General features: G+C 69.9%; 19 protein-coding genes. 7 read left to right on the forward strand and 12 right to left on the reverse strand.

Annotation, left to right across the window (positions count from 1 at the left end):
* Window positions 1-104 precede the first annotated feature (104 nt).
* Window positions 105-1,484: an HWE histidine kinase domain-containing protein gene (locus A2790_RS03380; protein WP_293387586.1), complete on the forward strand. Its 1,380-nt coding sequence runs from the start codon at window positions 105-107 to the stop codon at window positions 1,482-1,484.
* A gap of 12 nt (window positions 1,485-1,496) precedes the next feature.
* On the opposite strand, the gene purU is transcribed toward A2790_RS03380, so the two are convergent.
* Complete coding sequence (gene purU / locus A2790_RS03385; protein WP_293387588.1) at window positions 1,497-2,339, reverse strand: formyltetrahydrofolate deformylase; 843 nt, start codon at window positions 2,337-2,339, stop codon at window positions 1,497-1,499.
* A 75-nt stretch (window positions 2,340-2,414) separates the two neighbouring features.
* On the opposite strand from purU, the gene A2790_RS03390 reads away from it, so the two are divergent.
* The gene (locus A2790_RS03390) at window positions 2,415-2,963 is read left to right on the forward strand and encodes a hypothetical protein (protein WP_293387590.1); all 549 of its coding nucleotides are present in this window, start codon (window positions 2,415-2,417) and stop codon (window positions 2,961-2,963) included.
* Between the two features lie 4 nt (window positions 2,964-2,967).
* Here A2790_RS03390 and A2790_RS03395 read toward each other — a convergent pair whose 3' ends face one another.
* The 7 genes from A2790_RS03395 to A2790_RS03425 form a co-directional block, all read right to left on the reverse strand.
* On the reverse strand, window positions 2,968-3,648 hold the full coding sequence (locus A2790_RS03395; RefSeq protein ID WP_293387592.1) for a superoxide dismutase: 681 nt from the start codon (window positions 3,646-3,648) through the stop codon (window positions 2,968-2,970).
* A gap of 104 nt (window positions 3,649-3,752) precedes the next feature.
* Window positions 3,753-4,535 (reverse strand): glycine zipper 2TM domain-containing protein, encoded by a 783-nt coding sequence (locus tag A2790_RS03400; RefSeq protein ID WP_293387594.1) that lies wholly within the window; start codon window positions 4,533-4,535, stop codon window positions 3,753-3,755.
* 532 nt (window positions 4,536-5,067) lie between these two features.
* Entirely contained in the window at window positions 5,068-5,475 is a 408-nt protein-coding gene (locus A2790_RS03405; protein ID WP_293387596.1) for a hypothetical protein, read from the reverse strand.
* A 1-nt stretch (window position 5,476) separates the two neighbouring features.
* Window positions 5,477-6,307 carry a TIGR02587 family membrane protein gene (locus tag A2790_RS03410; RefSeq protein WP_293387598.1) on the reverse strand — a complete coding sequence of 277 codons (831 nt, stop codon included), beginning with the start codon at window positions 6,305-6,307 and terminating at the stop codon, window positions 5,477-5,479.
* A 58-nt stretch (window positions 6,308-6,365) separates the two neighbouring features.
* Window positions 6,366-7,322, reverse strand: coding sequence for an alpha/beta fold hydrolase (locus tag A2790_RS03415; protein WP_293387600.1), 957 nt, complete (start codon window positions 7,320-7,322; stop codon window positions 6,366-6,368).
* A gap of 33 nt (window positions 7,323-7,355) precedes the next feature.
* Window positions 7,356-7,841, reverse strand: coding sequence for a hypothetical protein (locus tag A2790_RS03420; protein WP_293387602.1), 486 nt, complete (start codon window positions 7,839-7,841; stop codon window positions 7,356-7,358).
* 53 nt (window positions 7,842-7,894) lie between these two features.
* Complete coding sequence (locus tag A2790_RS03425) at window positions 7,895-10,222, reverse strand: UvrD-helicase domain-containing protein (protein WP_293387604.1); 2,328 nt, start codon at window positions 10,220-10,222, stop codon at window positions 7,895-7,897.
* Window positions 10,223-10,299: 77 nt separating this feature from the next.
* Between A2790_RS03425 and A2790_RS03430 the strand changes: the two genes are divergently transcribed.
* The 3 genes from A2790_RS03430 to A2790_RS03440 all read left to right on the forward strand — a co-directional run bounded on the left by A2790_RS03430 (window position 10,300) and on the right by A2790_RS03440 (window position 12,166).
* Window positions 10,300-10,518: a hypothetical protein gene (locus tag A2790_RS03430; protein WP_293387606.1), complete on the forward strand. Its 219-nt coding sequence runs from the start codon at window positions 10,300-10,302 to the stop codon at window positions 10,516-10,518.
* A 75-nt stretch (window positions 10,519-10,593) separates the two neighbouring features.
* Complete coding sequence (locus tag A2790_RS03435; protein ID WP_293387608.1) at window positions 10,594-11,358, forward strand: LytTR family DNA-binding domain-containing protein; 765 nt, start codon at window positions 10,594-10,596, stop codon at window positions 11,356-11,358.
* A gap of 76 nt (window positions 11,359-11,434) precedes the next feature.
* Window positions 11,435-12,166: a hypothetical protein gene (locus A2790_RS03440; RefSeq protein WP_293387610.1), complete on the forward strand. Its 732-nt coding sequence runs from the start codon at window positions 11,435-11,437 to the stop codon at window positions 12,164-12,166.
* Here the strand turns inward: A2790_RS03440 and A2790_RS03445 are convergent.
* Window positions 12,163-12,375, reverse strand: coding sequence for a ribbon-helix-helix domain-containing protein (locus A2790_RS03445; protein ID WP_293387612.1), 213 nt, complete (start codon window positions 12,373-12,375; stop codon window positions 12,163-12,165). The two genes, A2790_RS03440 and A2790_RS03445, sit on opposite strands and share 4 nt — an antisense overlap.
* 107 nt (window positions 12,376-12,482) lie before the next feature.
* Between A2790_RS03445 and A2790_RS03450 the strand changes: the two genes are divergently transcribed.
* Complete coding sequence (locus A2790_RS03450; protein WP_293387614.1) at window positions 12,483-13,250, forward strand: Coq4 family protein; 768 nt, start codon at window positions 12,483-12,485, stop codon at window positions 13,248-13,250.
* Here A2790_RS03450 and A2790_RS03455 read toward each other — a convergent pair.
* Window positions 13,247-13,423, reverse strand: a complete 177-nt coding sequence (locus tag A2790_RS03455) for a DUF4169 family protein (protein WP_293387616.1) — start codon at window positions 13,421-13,423, stop codon at window positions 13,247-13,249. The genes A2790_RS03450 and A2790_RS03455 overlap by 4 nt on opposite strands.
* 59 nt (window positions 13,424-13,482) lie before the next feature.
* Between A2790_RS03455 and A2790_RS03460 the strand changes: the two genes are divergently transcribed.
* Window positions 13,483-13,719 carry a DUF2171 domain-containing protein gene (locus A2790_RS03460; protein WP_293387618.1) on the forward strand — a complete coding sequence of 79 codons (237 nt, stop codon included), beginning with the start codon at window positions 13,483-13,485 and terminating at the stop codon, window positions 13,717-13,719.
* A gap of 154 nt (window positions 13,720-13,873) precedes the next feature.
* On the opposite strand, the gene A2790_RS03465 is transcribed toward A2790_RS03460, so the two are convergent.
* Entirely contained in the window at window positions 13,874-15,076 is a 1,203-nt protein-coding gene (locus A2790_RS03465) for a pyridoxal phosphate-dependent aminotransferase (RefSeq protein WP_293387620.1), read from the reverse strand.
* 115 nt (window positions 15,077-15,191) lie between these two features.
* Window positions 15,192-16,379 (reverse strand): calcium-binding protein, encoded by a 1,188-nt coding sequence (locus tag A2790_RS03470; RefSeq protein ID WP_293387622.1) that lies wholly within the window; start codon window positions 16,377-16,379, stop codon window positions 15,192-15,194.
* Between the last annotated feature and the right edge of the window lie 343 nt (window positions 16,380-16,722).

A 16,722-nucleotide genomic window follows, 5' to 3' on the forward strand; every position in this document is an offset into this window, starting at 1 on the left:
GAGGGCGGCCCCTAGAGCGCGGCGTTAGCGCACAGGGCCGCCCTGCCGTTTGGAATTTCAGCGTTATCGCGGCAGACTAGCGCCCGAACAGGGGCGGAGCGCGGGTGATCAACGACCGGCATCTCGACCGGCCGACCGTCGATACGGGGGAGGGCTTGCTCGGTCCCCTGCTCGAGGCGACGGGGATCATGGCCGGCGTTCTGGAGCTGCGCGAGAACGACTTCGCCTATGTCCTGGCCAACCGGAACCTCGCCGGGTTGTTCGGCCTCACGCCGGACGAGATCGTCGGGAAGACGGGGCGGGACCTGGGGCTCGGCGCCAAGGAGCTAAGGGCGGGGTTGCGGACCCTGCGCGAGACGCTGAAGGACGGTCAGATCTCGCATTTCGAACACCCGCGCATGATCGCCGGCCAGAAGGCCTGGTTCTATGTGACCATCGCGCCCATCCTGGCGGGCAGGAGGGTCTCCTTCGTCTCCGTGGACATCACGGCGAGGAAACTGGCGGAGCTCGAAGCGGAACGCGAGCGGGCTCGCCTGGCCATGGCGCTGGAGGCGACGGCGCTGGGCCTTTGGGAGTACAACCTCCAGACGCTCGAGGCGTCCTGGGACGACCGCACGCTCGCCTTCTATGGCCTGGCGCCCGGCGAAAAGCCCAGCTTCAAGCTCTACCGCGAACGCCTGCACCCCGAGGACCGGGAGCGCACGATCGCTGCCTACGACGCGGCCATCGCCGGGGCGAACGGGGGCAAGTTCCTGATCGAGCATCGCCTGACCGGGCCGGACGGGACCGTCCGCTGGCTCCGCAACATGGGGCAGGTGGTGTTCCGCAGGGACGGCACGGCGGTGCGCATGCTGGGGACCGCGCTCGACATCACCGCCGAGGTGGAGGCGCAGGAGCGCCAGAAGCTGCTGATGGCCGAGCTGAACCACCGGGTGAAGAACAACCTGGCGACGGTGCAGTCGATCGCCGTCCAGACCGCGCGCCGGTCCGGCGACATGGCGCAGTTCCTCGACAAGTTCGAAGGGCGCCTCGGGGCGCTGGCGAGAACGCACGACGTGCTCACCCAGAATGCCTGGACGCAGGCCGGCCTCGCGGCCCTGCTGCAGCGCCAGCTGGTCAGCTTCGGCGAGCGGGTTCGCGTGGCTGGCCCGCCCGTCGAACTGCCCGCGCCTCAGGCGCTCGCGCTGGGTCTCATCGTCCACGAACTCGCGACCAACGCCGCCAAGTACGGCGCCTTCCGTGGCGAGGGGACCGTCTCCGTGACCTGGACGGAGCCGGAGCCGGGTGTCGTGAGCCTGGTGTGGGAAGAGCGGGGCGCGGGGCCGACCGAGCCCGCCAAGACCGAGGGGTTTGGGATGCAGCTGATCCGCCGGCTGACGACCGGCGACCTGCGAGGCTCACACCGCATCGACCATCTGGCCGACGGCGTGAGGATCGAGATCGTCTTCCCCCTCGGCCGGCCGACGGGGCCGCTCAGCCCGTAGCGGCGGCGCGGGTCAGTCGGTGAAAACCACCGTCTTGCGTCCGTTGAGCAGCACGCGGTCTTCGATGTGCCACCGGACGGCGCGGGCCAGCACCCTGCGCTCGATATCGCGACCCTTGCGGACGAGGTTGGCCGGCGTGTCGCGATGGCTGATGCGCTCGACGTCCTGCTCGATGATCGGGCCCTCGTCCAGGTCGGCTGTGACGTAGTGGGCGGTGGCGCCGATCACCTTCACGCCGCGCGCGTGGGCCTGGTGGTAAGGCCGCGCGCCCTTGAAGCCGGGCAGGAACGAGTGGTGGATATTGATGCAGCGGCCGGCGAGCTTGGCGGACAGGTCGTCGGACAACACCTGCATGTAGCGGGCGAGAACCACCAGCTCTGTGCCGGTCTCCTGGATCAGGCGCCAGAGGTCGGCCTCCTGCCGCGCCTTCGTCTCGGCCGTCACCGGCAAGTGGCGGAACGCGATGCCCTGCAGGTCGGTGTGGGGGAAGGTGGACGCCGGGTGGTTCGAGACCACGGCGGTGATGTCCATGGGAAGCTCGCCCTGGCGCCAGCGCCAGATGAGGTCGGCCAGGCAGTGGTCGGTCTGCGAGGCCAGGATCATCACCCGCCGGCGCTCCTTGCGGCCACGCAGCGCCCAGGTCATGGCGTATTCCGCCGCCAGAGGTTCGAACGCGGCGCGCCACGCCTCGGCGGCGCTGTCGCCCGGATCGAAGACCACGCGCATGAAGAAGCGGCCGGTTTCCTGGTCGTCGTACTGCTGGGCGTCCAGGATATTCGCGCCGCGTTCGAACAGCAGGGCCGACACGCGGGCCACGATGCCGGGGCGGTCGTCGCAGGAGAGGGTGAGGATCATCGCGGCGCAGGGCTTGCCGCCCGCGGGCTACAAGGTCAAGGCTGTGCTGTCGGGGAACGATGAGGAGTTCAGGTCATGCGGTCGGTCACTTACCTGGCCATCGGCGCCATTCTGGCGCCCGCGCCGGCGCTTGCTCCCTCAGTGGCTCACGCCCAGGGCGGCGGTCCCGTGGACGCCTGCAGCCGCGAGATCAGCTACGAGGTGCAGGACCGCTATCCCCAGGCGCGCGGGGTGCGGATCACCTCCTCGAGCGTCAGCGATGGGCCGCGGAACCAGGCGCGGGTCACCGGCAAGGGAGAGTTCGACGACCGCAACGGCGGCGAAGCCCGCTTCAGCTTCGGCTGCACCTACAACTATCGCACCGGGCGCACCTCGGACCTGGATGTCGGCGAGCTGTCGCACAAGAACAAGGACAACACCGCTGCGATCGCGGGCCTCGTCCTGGGCGCCATCGTTGTCGGCGCGCTCGTGGCCGGCTCGAAGGACAAGCACCGCGACGACGACTGGGACCGCCACGAGGTGTGGAGCCCAGCCGACGGCGTCCGGTGCGTCGCCCGGGAGCGGGCCTGCTACAAGAAGGGCCGCTACTCCGAGAAGTGGACCTCGCGGATCTTCTATCGTTGAGGCATCAGAGGCTGGGGCGGGGCGTCTCGGCCGCGCCGCCCGGGGCGACGCCTTCGGCCGCCGGGTAACGGAAGCCCTCGCCCGCGCCGTCGGCCGAAGCGAGCTGGGCCGCCGCGAAGTCCCAGTTGGCGACGTTGTCGAACCACCGCTCCAGGAACGCCTTCCGGTCGTTCTTGTAGTCCAGGTAGTAGGCGTGCTCCCACAGGTCGCACACCAGCAACGGAAAGACCCCGTCGCGCACCAGGGTGTCGTCGGCGTCGTGGGTGGAGATCACCTTCAGGCCGTCGCCGCCGGTGACGATCCAGACCCAGCCCGAGGCGAAATGGTTCACGCCCTCGTCGACGAACGCCTGCTTCAGGGCGTCCAGGTCGTCGAACGCGGCGTCGATCGCCCTCAGCAGGTCGCCCGAGGGCGCCGCGCCGCCGGGCGGGCGCATGCATTCCCAGAAGAAGGCGTGGTTCCAGGCCTGGGCGGCGTTGTTGAACAGCTTCTTGTCGCCCCGGCGGCTGGCTTCGCGCACGACCTCTTCCAGGGGGCGGCCGGCCAGCCCGGCCTTGGCGGCCAGGTCGTTGGTCTTCTCGACGTAGGTCTTGTGATGCTTGCCGTGGTGGGTGCGCAGCGTGTCGGCGGAGACGAACGGGCTCAGCGCGTCGTGGTCATAGGGAAGCTCTGGCAGGACGTACATGGGCGGCCTCGCGGATTAGGGATGATGGGGTCGATGGCTCAACCCTTGGCGCGGCAAGGCGTTCCAGCCCAGCCGCTCCCACACCCGCAAGACGCCCGCGGACCTCAGGCGGCGGTCAGGCGCCACTCGCCAGAGCTGTCGCGGCACGCGTTGAACCGTTCGCGATAGGTGGGCTGACCACGCTCGTTGACGGTCTGCTCGACGAGGCGGCACCCGCCATCGCCGCCGCCGCCGACCGGCTGGACGACCGAGCGGGCGACGTAGCCCTGGATGAAGCCGTCTTCGACGACCGCCAGCCAGCCTCCCGCGACCGCGCCCGCCACCTCGAAGGTCTCGTTCGGCTGCAGACGATCCACAACCGGCGCCGAGGTGTTCGGGGCCGCCCGCATATTGACGCGGCCGGAGCCCGCGTAGGCGCCGCCCGCCGTGCTCACGCGGCTGGCCGCCGTGACGCCCTGGGCGTAGCGCCAGCGGCCGGTGTAGCTGGTCCCGCCGGTCCCGCTGCCCGAGGAGGGGCCGAGCACCGAGATGCGGCCGCTGGCGCCCGTCTGCGGGTCGGACCAGCTCTGGGTCTTGCCGGTCTCCAGGGCGCGCTGGAAGGCCACGCGCGCGTCCTGCTGGGCCTTGCGGTCCATGCGGCAGCCAATGTTGTTGCCGATCGCCGCGCCCAGGCCCGCGCCGATCACCGCTCCCAGGGTCCGCTCGTTCTTGCTGACCTGGCTGCCCGCCAAGGCGCCGACCAGTCCGCCGACAACGGCGCCGGTGGTGTTGGAAGACCCCTGGGCATCGCAGGAGAAAAGCGAGCCCAATCCCTGGGCGCTCGCAGCCCCGGGCGTGGCGGCGCCGATGGCGAGGGCCATGGCGGCGGCGAAAGCGAGTCTGGTCATGGGCGTTCTCCCGAGAGTCGAGGCCGCATCATGCGCTGCTCGTGAGCCCAAGGCCACGGTTAGTCGGGTCTGCGGCGCGACGCCTGTACCGCGGACGCTGACGTCGCAAAGCGGCGCGGCGACCTGACCGATCGCGGCTGGACGCTAGCGGTCCGCCTGTGGCAAGCCAGGGCGTCACGCGGGCGTGGCGGAATTGGTAGACGCAACGGACTTGGGCCATCGGCCTCGAGTGCGCTGGGGGAAACCCCGGACGTAGAACCGCTCAAACTCGGGGAAACCTCTCAACTGGCGATCCCGAGCCAAGCCCTGGAACGCGCGTTCCGGGGAAGGTGTAGAGACTAGACGGGCGGCGCCTAAAGCCTTCGGGCCAGGGCGAAGGGATAGTCCAGACCACGAACGCCTCGTCCCTGGAGGGCGGGCGGCGGCGAAAGCCGAAGTGGTACGAAAATCCGTCGGGCCTTGGCCCATGCCGGTTCGATCCCGGCCGCCCGCACCACCGCATGGCAGCTTCCCAGAGCTTCGGACGATCGGTCTAGGGCTCGGCGTACCCCTCGATGCTCAGATCGAGTTCCGCTCCCGCTGGGTTCTGCCGGAAGACAAGGCCGCCCCGCGCCTCGCCCCGGCCGGGCACGTAGGCGAAGCTTGCGCGTCGCTCCTCGGAGACGCCGGCCGGGGAGCGAAGGACGGCGCGGACCTCCACCTGGGCGGCTGTGGCGTGGCTAGCGTTACGCACCACGATCGGCACGACATGGGTTGCGCCGTTCGGCGTGGCGGTCTGGGCGGTCACGGTCAGACGCGGGGGGCCCGGGTCCTCGGTGAGCCCCTCCCACAGGGTGTAGCCGACAACGCCCAAGGTCATCACCAGGCCGAGCGCCGCGGCCGTCCATTCGGCGACAGGCGTCCGATCGGCCAGGCTCGGGCGGGACTTGCGCGCGGCCATGTCAGACCACCAGCCGCGCGGCCGCGGCTCCCATGGCGGCCGGAAAGCCGAGCACCACAACCGCCCGCACAGTATCGCTCATGCCGCCGTCCAGCCGGCCGAAGGTCCACAGGATGTAGAGGCTGACCAGCAGCGCCACGCCGTAGCCGGCCAGCGTGTAGTGGACGAAGGCAAGGGCCTGGCTTTCGTGGGTCTCCTGGCCCGCAAACCCGACCGAGAACACCAGGGCGTGCAAAGTCAGCAGGGAGGCCGCGACCAATCCCAAGGCATGCCAGGGGGTCATCTTGAAGCCGATCAGGATCATCTCCTCGGTCGGTGCGACGTTGAACGCGAAGAACAGGGCGCCGGCCGCCATCAGGAATAGCTGCCCGAGATAGCCGGCGCGGTCCTCCTTCGTGCGACGTTCCGCCCGCGCCTGAAGCTGTTTGTTGGCAAGCACGGCGCCGATGCTGGCGGGGGCCGCCTGGACCGCGATCATCCCCACCGCCTCTCGCGGCGCGGTCTGCAAGGTCAAGAGCGCCAGCAGGGCGAGCAGCGTCGCCGAGACCGCAAAGCCGACCAACAGCGCCGCCAGCGCATCGAGGGCGTCGTCTGCCAGACTGCTGGTGTCCCGAAAGCCCGCAAAGCGGCTGAGGCCGAAGACGACCGCGGACGTGACCAAGAGGAAGAGTGCAAGTCGGCCACGGTCCATGTGGAAGCCGAACTCCCACATCTCCATGGTCATCAGCAGCGGGAAGCTGAAGATCAGGGCGCCCGCTGCGGCCCGGGCCAAGCCCCGCGCATAGGACTCCTCATCCTTCAGCCCGGTGGCCGCAGCGTGGGGGCGCTTCATGCCCCGACGAACGGTGAACGGCCAAGCTCGGTTCCCACAAATCTCGCAGCCCGCGCGGTCAGTGCGCCGGGCGGTTGCGCGAGGGGAGCGCGGTCAGAAAGGCGCGAAGGTCGCGGGCGCTGGCGTCGGGCATCTGTTCCATCGGCACATGCCCGCCCGCTGCGTAGGTCACCAGCTTGGACCCGGGGATGACCTTGGCGAAGGCCGCCGATCGTTCCGGCGGGATCACCTCGTCGCGGAGGCCGACCATGACGAGGGTGGGCGCCTGGATGCGGGCGAAGGTCTCCGGGGCGACTGCAGGCCGAGCGCCGCGACGCGTCAGCAGCGCGCGGTGGCCCGGCGCACGCGCGAGCTCCACATAGCGGTCCAGCAACGGATCGTTGACGAGCCTTTCGTCCACGTAGGCCTGCTTCAGCCCGCGCGCCGCCAGGGGCCGAGGATCGATGTTCCTCAAGAGGAGCCGGCCGACCGGGTTGGCGAGCAGCTTGAAGATCGCAGGGCCGCCACCCGCGTCCGCCGACGATGGCCAGCCGGCCGCATTCACCAGAACCAGGCCGTCGAGCCGTCCCGGATGGGCCATCGCGTACGACCAGGCCACGGCCCCGCCCATCGAGTTGCCAGCCAGGACGAACCGCTCGACGCCGAGCTGTCGCGTCAGGGTGTCGATGATCTCGGCATTGCTGGCCGACGAGGGGGCGTAGTCGTCCGGCGCCCGTGTCAGGCCGTGGCCCGGCAAGTCGAGGGATACGACGCGGTAGTCGTGCTTGAGCCGTTCGACCCAAGGCTCCCACGCATGCAGCGATGCGGCAAAGCCGTGCACGAGGACGATGGTGCGGGCGTCTCTTGGCCCTTCGTCGCGGTAGTGGACTCGCAGCCCGCCAGGCAAAGACGCGTAGCGGGACGCGGCGTTCGCGTACTTCGCTTCAAGGCGCGGGTAGGGAATGTCCGGAGCCACACAGCCGGCGAGCCAGGCGCCGGCCAGGAGGACCGCCGCGATGCGAAGTAAACGCCCCATCCATGAAGGATAGCACGGCCGCGGCGATCACTGTTACGGCGTGTCGGTTACAACCGCATTTGCGGGACCATCCCCATCCCACGGCGCCAGCTCCGGCTCGGGGGCCGCATTGCCATGCTCGGACGGGTAGCGCGACGGCTCGCGAGGTTCGTCCTGCCAGTGGGCCCGCTGGATCTCAGGCGGGGCCTCGTAGGCCATGACGTCGCCGGTGTCGCCAGTGTCCGCCGCCTCCGGCTCCGCGCGCTCCTCGTAGGCGAGGACCTGGTACTGCGGCGGCTTCAGCGCGTCGGTGCCGATGACATAGTCGGGGACGCGACCGGCATAGGCGCCGATGCCGGCGTCGCCGACGGGGGGCTCGCCCCGGGGACCGCCGCCGCTCAGGAGGATCTGAGGGCCGCGGATCTCGTCCTCATCCAGGTCGGGATAGAGCGCCGCGCCCATAAGCAGGCCCGCGCAGGCCGCAATCGACACGCCGCCGAAGAGGGTCTTCAGGTCCTGGTTTCGGATCAGGTTCCGCATGGGCGGAGATACGTGCCAGAGCCGGAAAGGTTGCCTCGCCGGGCAGGCGCCCTTCAGGCCTTCTCGACGAAGCTGTCGATGACCTTCTTCTCGCCGGCCTTGTCGAAGTTCACGGTGAGCTTGTTGCCCTCGACGCCGCGCACCGCCCCATAGCCGAACTTCAGGTGGAAGACCCGGTCGCCGCGCTTGTAGTCGCTGGCGGCGGAGCTTTCCGACACCGCGACCAGGCGGCCGTCGCCTTCAATCACCGGCTGCCGGCCTGGGTGGCTGCCGCGGTACTGGTTGGCCTGCGCCCTGCGCCAGCCGGGCGAGGCGTAGCCGCCGCCGAAGTCCGGGTCGGCGTCCCAGCGCGAGCCGTGCTGCTGCATGCCCGGGCCGCCGCCGTAGTAGCCGGTCTCGGAGCTGGCCTCGACGTTGGCCGGCGGCAGTTCGTCGACGAAGCGGCTGGGGAGCTGGCTGGTCCAGCGGCCATAGACCTGGCGGTTGGCGGCGAAGGAGATCCGCGCCTCCTCGCGGGCCCGGGTGATGCCCACGTAGGCCAGGCGCCGTTCCTCCTCCAGGCCCTTCTCGCCCTTCTCGTCCATGCTGCGCTGGGACGGGAAGACGCCTTCCTCCCAGCCCGGCAGGAAGACGAGCGGGAACTCGAGCCCCTTGGCCTGGTGCAGGGTCATGATCTGCACGCTGTCGGCCTGGGGCCCGCGCTCCAGGTCCATGACCAGGGAGACGTGCTCCAGATAGGCCTGGAGCGTCTCGTAGCTGCCCATGGACTGGACCAGCTCCTTCAGGTTCTCCAGCCGGCCCTGGGCCTGGGGCGAGCGGTCCAGCTTCAGCATGTCGGTGTAGCCGCTCTCCTCCAGCACCGCCTCCATGAGGCGGGCGTGGTGGATGTGCTCGGCCTGGCCGCGCCAGCGGTCGAGGTCGCGCAGGAAGTTGGCGAGCGAGGTGCGCGTCTTGGCCGCCAGTTCGTCGGTCAGCACCAACTGCCGCGCCGCGGTGCTGGCCGGCACGCCGTTCAGCCGGGCGATCTGCAGCAGCTTCTGGACGGTGGTGTCGCCGATGCCGCGCTTGGGCGTGTTGACGATCCGCTCGAAGGCCAGGTCGTCGTCCTGCGACTGGATCAGCCGGAGATAGGCGATGGCGTCGCGGATCTCGGCCCGCTCGAAGAACCGCGGGCCGCCGATCACCACATAGGGGATCTGCAGCATCACGAACCGCTCTTCGAACGACCTCATCTGGAACGAGGCCCGGACCAGGATGGCGATGTCGCGGTACTGGCGGCCGGCGCGCCGGGCCTTCTCCACCTCGTCGGCGATCAGCCGGCTCTCGGCGTCGCCGTCCCAGATGCCGCGCACGACGACCTTCTGGCCTTCCTGGCTGTCGGTCCAGAGCGTCTTGCCGAGGCGGCCCTTGTTGGCGGCGATCAGGCCGGAGGCGGCGGCCAGGATGTGGCTGGTGGAGCGGTAATTGCGTTCCAGCCGCACGACCTTCGCGCCCGGGAAGTCCCGCTCGAAGCGCAGGATGTTGTCCACCTCGGCGCCGCGCCAGCCATAGATCGACTGGTCGTCGTCGCCGACACAGCAGAGGTTCTGGCTTTTCTGCGCCAGCAGCCGCAGCCACAGGTACTGGGCGACGTTGGTGTCTTGGTACTCGTCCACGAGCAGGTACCGGAAGCGGTTGTGGTACTCGGCAAGCACGTCCGGCTGGCTGACGAAGATCGTCAGGTTGTGCAGCAGCAAATCACCAAAATCGCAGGCGTTCAGGATGCGCATTCGCTCCTGGTAGAGCCGGTACAGCGCCTGGCCCTTGCCGTTGGCGAAGGCCTGGGCCTCGGCGGGGGGCAGCTGGTCGGGCCGCCAGCCGCGGTTCTTCCAGTGGTCGATCAGCCCGGCCAACGCCTTGGGCGTCCAGCGCTTGGTGTCGATGTTCTCGGCCTCCAGCACCTGCTTGATCAGCCGCTCCTGATCGTCGGTGTCGAGGATGGTGTAGTTGGACTTCAGCCCCACCAGCTCTGCGTGGCGGCGCAGGATCTGGGCCGCCACCGAGTGGAAGGTGCCCAGCCAGCGCAGCCCCTCCGCCGACGGGCCGATGATGTGGGCGATCCGCTCGCGCATCTCGCGCGCGGCCTTGTTGGTGAAGGTGACGGCCAGCAGCTCCCACGGCTTGGCTCGGCCGCTGGCCAGGATGTGCGCCAGGCGGGTGGTCAGCACCTTGGTCTTGCCCGTGCCCGCCCCGGCCAGCACCAGCACCGGACCGTCCACCGCCTCCACCGCCTCGCGCTGCTCGGGGTTCAGGCCAGCCAGATAGTCGGCCGGCCGCGCGTCGACGCGGGCCAGGTCGCTGATGCGGGACGAGGGGAGGTCAGAGGATTCGAACGATGACATCGGAACATATGTAGCACAAAGGCTTGCGGGCTTAAGGGGCGGAACGGCGCGGTCGCGCGATCCGTTTCGAAAACGTCATGCCCGCGCGCCCCACCAACCCCTGGATCGCCTTCGCCGCCGGCGTCGTGGCCATGCTGGCGGTCGGCCTGCTCTGGTACGCTTGGCAGGGACGGGACGACGCCGGCCGGGCAGCGGAGGCCGCCCTGCGGGCCGCGGACGGCCTCCCGGCCATCGCGCCGCCCCGGCTGCCGGACGCGCCGCGCATCCCGGACGCGCCGGTTCCGGTTCCGAAGTAGGCGGGGACGTGCCAAGGGAAGGGCATGACGCCGCAAGCTCTTCGTGCGCCGGCTGGAAACTTGCGGCGGGTCCGAATGGCCGCCCTTATCGTGCTCGCGTGGTCGGCCGTGGCCGTGCTGTTGGCGACGCAGGGGTATCTCACCAGCGGCGGGCGGCAGGCGTGGTGGCCGTCCCTGGGCTACGCGTTCGCCATCTTCTCGATCTGGGCGCTGCTGACCGCGCCGATCCTGGCGGCCGTGCGGCGCATCGAGGAGTCCCGTTGGAGCCTGGCGCAACGGTGGGCGGCCTACGCCGTGGGGCTCCTGGTCGTGTCGGCCCTGCATGTGGGCCTGTTCGCCCTGCTCTGGTGGCCGGCCTACAATGACGGCGGGCGGATCGCCACGCGATGGGCGATGGGCGAGCGTATGTTCGTCCGCAACCTCGGCACCAACGCCATCCTTTATGCAGGCATCGTGGCGGTGGGGCTGCTGGCGGCCCGGCGCGGGCGGCGCGCGGTCCCGAAGGCGCCTGAGGTTCTGCGCGCCCGCAGCCGGGGCGCGGTGCGGATCGTGCCGCTGGACGCGGTCGAATGGATCGAGGCCGCCGGCAACTATGCCGAAGCCCACACCACAGCGGACGGGGCGGTGCTGCTGGACGAGTCCCTGGCCTCGCTGGCGGCCCGGCTGCCGGGAGATCGCTTCGTCCGCATCCATCGGCGGGCCATCGTCCGACTGGATCTGATCGTCGGCGTCCGCAGCCTGGGGCGGGGCGATGCCGAGGTGCGGCTGAGCTCGGGGCAGGGGCTGCGGCTGAGCCGGCGTTATCGTGACGGCCTGTCGGCCCTGTTGAACGGGCGCTGACCCGCTCGTCACCGGGGCGGTCCCGCTCGCGGACCGGCGGCTTCCGCGACGCCGCAGGCTCGGCGACGGCGAGGGCATGAAACAGCTTCGCCTCGCATGCATCGCCCTGGCCTTCGCCGCCGGTTTCGCCGGTCAGCTCCATGCCGCCGCCCCGCCGCCCGATGGCGTCTATGTGGTGGCGGCGATCCAGCGCCTTCATGCGACCGAGCCCGACTTCACCTTCGACCACCTGCGCCGGATCATCGAGGCCGTTCGGCCCGAGGTGATGGTCCTGGAGGTCCGCCCGGACGAACTGGAGGCGCGCAAGGAGACGCAAGGCCGGCCGGAGTATCCGGCGGTGGTGTGGCCCTACCTCGCCGCGCGGCCGACGACGGCGCTGCCGATGGAGCCGGGCGGCGAGGCGTTCGCCGCGATGACGGGGGAGGCCGGCCGGCTGTTCGGCGACTTCGCGAAACGGAAGCCGGACGCCGACGCCTACATGACCCGCCTTGGCCGGGCGCTCTCGACGGTGCTGCAGGACCATTGGCGCCATCCGGCCGACGCCCACGACGCCGTCACCATCGACCTCGTCCGCGCCCAGGGCCTGGCCCAGGCGCAGCTGGGCGGCGCGGCGTTCGAGACCAGCCAGGCGGAATGGGACGGCTACATGGTCGCCCGGACCCGGGAGGCGATCGCGGCCCATCCGAGCAAGCGCATCCTGGTGCTGGCCAGCTACCGGAACCTGGGCGCCTTCCGCGAGGGCCTGAAGGACGAGCCGCGGCTGGTGGACATGGAGGCCTGGCTGCGGTCCGCGCTGTCGGCGCCCTAGCCGCCGCGGGCGTAGGTCAGGGCCGCGACGCGGCAGGCCGAGGCCAGAGGCCGTTCGCCGCGGCCGCGGTCGATGCTGACGATCAGGGCGGCCAAGCTGGACCCGCGCACCACCGCCATCTCGTCGAGGACCGCCCAGAACTCCGGCTCCAGAGCGATGGAGGTCGCGTGGCCCGAGAGGAGGACGGAGCGCTTTTTCAAACTGGCCATAGGGGTCCTGTTTACAAACACCAGCTTAGGTTCAGCCAGCCCCTTGCAAAAAGATGACGGGGGCGTCATTTTTGTATGGACGACGCTTACCCAAGGGCTCCCCACCTATGGCCATGACCGCCGACACTGCCGACTTCCGCGCCGAACCCCGTCCCATGTCGACGAAGCTGGACTGGGGCCATGCCTGGCGCTCGCTGCAGCGCCTGCTGGCGGACAAGGAAGACACCCGCCAGGTGTTCGAGATCATGCGCGCCCTGAACGGCTCGTCCACGGCCAAGGGCTACCACCGCCTGCTGGCGACGCCGCAGGGCGGCCGGATCGCCTTCGAGCGCGAGGAATTCGCCGAGAGGCTGATGGACGACGCCTGGCTCGACAGCCTGCCCGCGGGCAGCGTCGGCGCCGCCTATCGCACCTTCATCCGCACCGAGCAGCTTTCGGCCGACGGCCTGGCCGATATCAGCCGCGAGGGCCGGGGCGCCGATATCGACGAGCCGCATCCGTATGCCTGGTTCGGCCGCCGCACTCGCGACGTCCACGACATCTGGCACATCCTGTCGGGCTATCACCGCGACGCCCTGGGCGAGGCGTGCCTGGTGGCGTTCTCCTACGCCCAGACCAAGGGCCTGGGCTGGGCGCTGATCGCGTTCGGGGCCGCCTCCCGCGCCGGCAGGGACAAGCGCCACCCGTATGTGAAGGCGATCTGGCAGGGCTACCAGCGCGGCAAGGCCGCCAAGTGGCTGCTCGGCGAGGACTACGAGCGGCTGATGCAAGAGCCGCTGGAGGCCGCCCGCAAGCGCCTGAACATCACGCCGGCGACGATCTACGACTCCATCCCGGCCGAGGCCCGCGACCAGGCGGTCCCCAAGGCGGCCTAGTCCTCGCGCTTCTTGCCGTCCAGTTCGCGCCGGGCCCGCTCGGCGTCGAGCCGCGCGACATCCTTCTGACCCTTGGTCTGGCCGAACCTGGCGCGGTTCTCGGCGGCCTGCGCCTTGCCGGCCAACCGCGCCTTGGCCTTGCGCGCCTTGTTGAGGTTAATCAGCTCGGCCATGAACCCTCACGCCTGACGCCCGTTACCCGTCCCCCAAGATCGAAGACGAGGAGACGAGTATGATCCAGGCCTCTCAAATTCGCGAGCACATGGAAGTCGTCGGGTCCGACGGCGGCCACGTGGGCAAGGTGGACCATGTGATGGGCGCCGAGATCGAGCTGGCCAAGCTGGATTTCGGCTCCGGGTTCAAGCACCACCTGATCCCTCTGACCTGGGTCGACACCATCCAGGACGACAAGGTGTGCCTCAACATCACCAAGGACGCGGCCAAGGCGGCCTGGCGCGAGAAGCACTGACGCGCCGCCTGTGGGGTAGGTGAGCGCCGGCGCCCGGCCGCGGGGAGGCTGTCGGGCTGTCGGTCGCAGTCGGGCTCCGACGCTCCCGCGGGATATGGTGAGCCTCGGACCGGCCTGACAGCTCGCGCCAAGGCAACGCCCGTCGCCGGTTGTCCTACTTCACGTTGGCGCAGAAGCGCTGGATGCGCTGGCAGGCGTCTTCCAGCACGCTGTTGGCCGTGGCGTAGCTGATGCGGAAGAAGGGCGAGAGGCCGAAGGCCGCGCCGAACACCACGGCTACGCCCTCGGTTTCAAGCAGTTCGACCGCGAAGTCCGCGTCCGAGCCGATGACCTTGCCGGAGGGGGCGGTCTTGCCGATCAGGTCGGCGCAGGAGGGGTAGACGTAGAAGGCGCCTTCCGGCGTCGGGCAGTGGATGCCCTTGGCCTGGTTCAGCATCGAGACCACCAGGTCGCGGCGCTGTTCGAACAGCTTGGCGTTGGGCTTGATGAAGGCTTGCGTGCCGTTCAGCGCCTCGACCGCCGCCCATTGCGAGATGGAGGAGGGGTTCGAGGTGGTCTGGCTCATGACCTTGGCCATGGCCTTGATCAGCGGCTGGGGTCCGGCGGCGTAGCCGATGCGCCAGCCGGTCATGGCGTAGGCCTTGCTGACCCCGTTCATGGTCAGGGTGCGGTCGTAGAGGCCGGGCTCCACCTGGGCGATAGTCGAGAACTCGAAGTCCCCGAACACCAGGTGCTCGTACATGTCGTCGGTCAGGATCCAGACGTGCGGATGGCGCAGCAGCACGTCGGCCAGGGCCTTGAGCTCGGCGCGGGTATAGGCGGCGCCCGACGGGTTCGACGGCGAGTTCAGCAGGATCCACTTGGTCTTGGGCGTGATCTTCGCCTCGAGGTCGGCCGGCTGCAGCTTGAAGCCCGTCTCGGCGCTGGTCGGCGCGGCCACGGGCGTGCCGCCGGCCAGCAGCACGATGTCCCAGTAGCTGACCCAGTACGGGGTCGGCACGATCACCTCGTCGCCGGGGTTCAGCGTGGCGATCATGGCGTTCCAGATCACCGGCTTGCCGCCGGGCGAGACGTTCACCTGCTCGGGCTTGTAGCGGAGGCCGTTCTCGCGCTCGAACTTGGCGCAGATGGCTTCCTTCAGCTCCGGGATGCCGTCGACGTTGGTGTACTTGGTCTTGCCGTCCCGGATCGCCCGGATGGCCGCTTCCTTGATGTTCTCCGGCGTATCGAAGTCGGGCTCGCCGGCGGCCAGGCCGATCACGTCCTTCCCCTGGGCCTTGAGCTCGCGGGCTTTCGCATCCGCCGCCAGGGTGGCGGAGGGCTTCACGCGGGCCAGTGCGGCGGATTCCAGGGACATGATGGAGTAGACTCCCGGCTGAGGTTCGGACGGGCGCGGGTGTAACCCATGCTGCGCCGCATTCAAACCCGCCGGGAGTCCCTCTCTCCAGAGCCAGTTGGCCGAGGGCGGCGCCTCAGGCGAAGTTCGTCACCCCGATGTCGGCCAGGGTGCGGCCGACAAGGAGGATGGAGACGTCGGCGCCGTCCGCCGGATCGCCCGTGTCGGCGAAGACATAGACGTCGCTTCCGACCTGGGCGGCCACATAGACCGCGCCCGAGGCCGAGATGTGCTCGTTGGCGATGGACAGCGCCGTCGCATAGTCGGCCGCCACGAACTCGGAATAGCTGAGCGGCAGGATCGAGCTGGCGCCGAGGATGCTCACCTGCGGGAAGTGCAGGGTGTCGCCGGCTTCCCAGTCGCGGATCTCGGCCTCAACGCCCGCCGAGGGCGCGGTCTTGGCCACGATCTCGAAGCGGTCGCGGCCCTCGCCGCCGAGGATCACGTCGCGACCCGCGCCGCCGGAGACGATGGTGTCGGACCCCGCGCCGCCGCTGAGGGTGGAGGCCTCCGGTCCCTGGCTGACGAGCTGGTCGTTCCCGTCAGCGCCGCTCAGCGAATCCGCGCCGAAGCCGCCCCTGAGGATGTCGTCGCCCTCGCCGCCGTTCAGGGTGTCGTTCCCCATCCCGCCCATCAGGTCGTCGTCGCCGCGGTCGCCCGACAGGAAGTCCGCGCCGTCGCCGCCGCCGATGAAGTCATCCCCTTGCCCGCCCAGCAGGGTGTCGGCGCCCTGGCCGCCCACGATCTCGTCGTCGCCCAGGTTGCCGTTGGCCCAGTCGCCGGCCTCGCCCGCCACGCCGCCCACGTCGGGGCTGGCGTAGATGATGTCGTCGCCCTGGCCGCCATAGAGGCTGTCGGCGCCTTCGCCGCCGCTCAGCAGGTCGTCGCCGCCGTTGCCCTGCAGCAGGTCGCGGCCCGCCTCGCCGGAGAGGGTGTCGGCGCCGGGGCCGCCATAGAGGCCGTCGTCGCCCGCGCCCGCCGCGAACCGCCCGTCGCCGGCGTCGCCGATGTAGAGCTGCGAGCCGTCGGCCATGACGAGGCCGCCGGTTCTGGAGAGCTGCACCAGTTCGGTAGAGAAGGCGACGGTGCGCCCCTCATAGGTGACGAAGATCCGTGGGACCTCGGGCGTCAGGGAGAGGGGATCGTACGACTGATAGCTGACGCTGACCGTCCGCCCCGGCCCGCCGTTGAAGGTCAGGGTGTCGCCGGCCTTGATGGCCAGCGCCTGCTCGGCCGTGATGGTGTCGAAGGCGTACTCGAGCAAGCGCTGGCTCCGCGTCCTGGTGGGACGGATGAAATCGCCGATGTTGCGTAAGAACGCAACTCAGAAATACGGGATGCGACGAGCGGTGGGAGAGGGCGACGAGCGGCTCGGGGCTGCTTGGGAGGCAGACGAGATGAGGGGCTAAGGAGAGTGGGAAGGGGGCTTTGCCTCCCTGCGAAGCGGGGGAGGGGGACCGGTCGCCGACCCCGGCCTTGAGCCGGGGGAAGAGCGGCTGGTGGAGGGGGCGAGCCGGAAGCTCGGCGGATCGATCGGCGGTTGATGGCGCAGCGCGCGGGGCTCGCCCCCTCCACCACGCGCTCTGCGGCTGGCTCACGCCAGCCTC

The sequence above is a fragment of the Phenylobacterium sp. RIFCSPHIGHO2_01_FULL_69_31 genome, from assembly GCF_001824475.1.
In the GTDB taxonomy this organism is placed as follows: domain Bacteria; phylum Pseudomonadota; class Alphaproteobacteria; order Caulobacterales; family Caulobacteraceae; genus Phenylobacterium.

Coding starts and splice junctions, on each gene's coding strand:
- A2790_RS03450 (WP_293387614.1), top strand. CDS start 12,483: ATGGCCATGACCGCCGACACTGCCGACTTCCGCGCCGAACCCCGTCCC.
- A2790_RS03430 (WP_293387606.1), top strand. CDS start 10,300: ATGCCCGCGCGCCCCACCAACCCCTGGATCGCCTTCGCCGCCGGCGTC.
- A2790_RS03390 (WP_293387590.1), top strand. CDS start 2,415: ATGCGGTCGGTCACTTACCTGGCCATCGGCGCCATTCTGGCGCCCGCG.
- A2790_RS03400 (WP_293387594.1), bottom strand. CDS start 4,535: ATGACCAGACTCGCTTTCGCCGCCGCCATGGCCCTCGCCATCGGCGCC.
- purU (WP_293387588.1), bottom strand. CDS start 2,339: ATGATCCTCACCCTCTCCTGCGACGACCGCCCCGGCATCGTGGCCCGC.
- A2790_RS03420 (WP_293387602.1), bottom strand. CDS start 7,841: ATGCGGAACCTGATCCGAAACCAGGACCTGAAGACCCTCTTCGGCGGC.
- A2790_RS03425 (WP_293387604.1), bottom strand. CDS start 10,222: ATGTCATCGTTCGAATCCTCTGACCTCCCCTCGTCCCGCATCAGCGAC.
- A2790_RS03445 (WP_293387612.1), bottom strand. CDS start 12,375: ATGGCCAGTTTGAAAAAGCGCTCCGTCCTCCTCTCGGGCCACGCGACC.
- A2790_RS03460 (WP_293387618.1), top strand. CDS start 13,483: ATGATCCAGGCCTCTCAAATTCGCGAGCACATGGAAGTCGTCGGGTCC.
- A2790_RS03410 (WP_293387598.1), bottom strand. CDS start 6,307: ATGAAGCGCCCCCACGCTGCGGCCACCGGGCTGAAGGATGAGGAGTCC.
- A2790_RS03395 (WP_293387592.1), bottom strand. CDS start 3,648: ATGTACGTCCTGCCAGAGCTTCCCTATGACCACGACGCGCTGAGCCCG.
- A2790_RS03455 (WP_293387616.1), bottom strand. CDS start 13,423: ATGGCCGAGCTGATTAACCTCAACAAGGCGCGCAAGGCCAAGGCGCGG.
- A2790_RS03415 (WP_293387600.1), bottom strand. CDS start 7,322: ATGGGGCGTTTACTTCGCATCGCGGCGGTCCTCCTGGCCGGCGCCTGG.
- A2790_RS03465 (WP_293387620.1), bottom strand. CDS start 15,076: ATGTCCCTGGAATCCGCCGCACTGGCCCGCGTGAAGCCCTCCGCCACC.
- A2790_RS03405 (WP_293387596.1), bottom strand. CDS start 5,475: ATGGCCGCGCGCAAGTCCCGCCCGAGCCTGGCCGATCGGACGCCTGTC.
- A2790_RS03435 (WP_293387608.1), top strand. CDS start 10,594: ATGGCCGCCCTTATCGTGCTCGCGTGGTCGGCCGTGGCCGTGCTGTTG.
- A2790_RS03440 (WP_293387610.1), top strand. CDS start 11,435: ATGAAACAGCTTCGCCTCGCATGCATCGCCCTGGCCTTCGCCGCCGGT.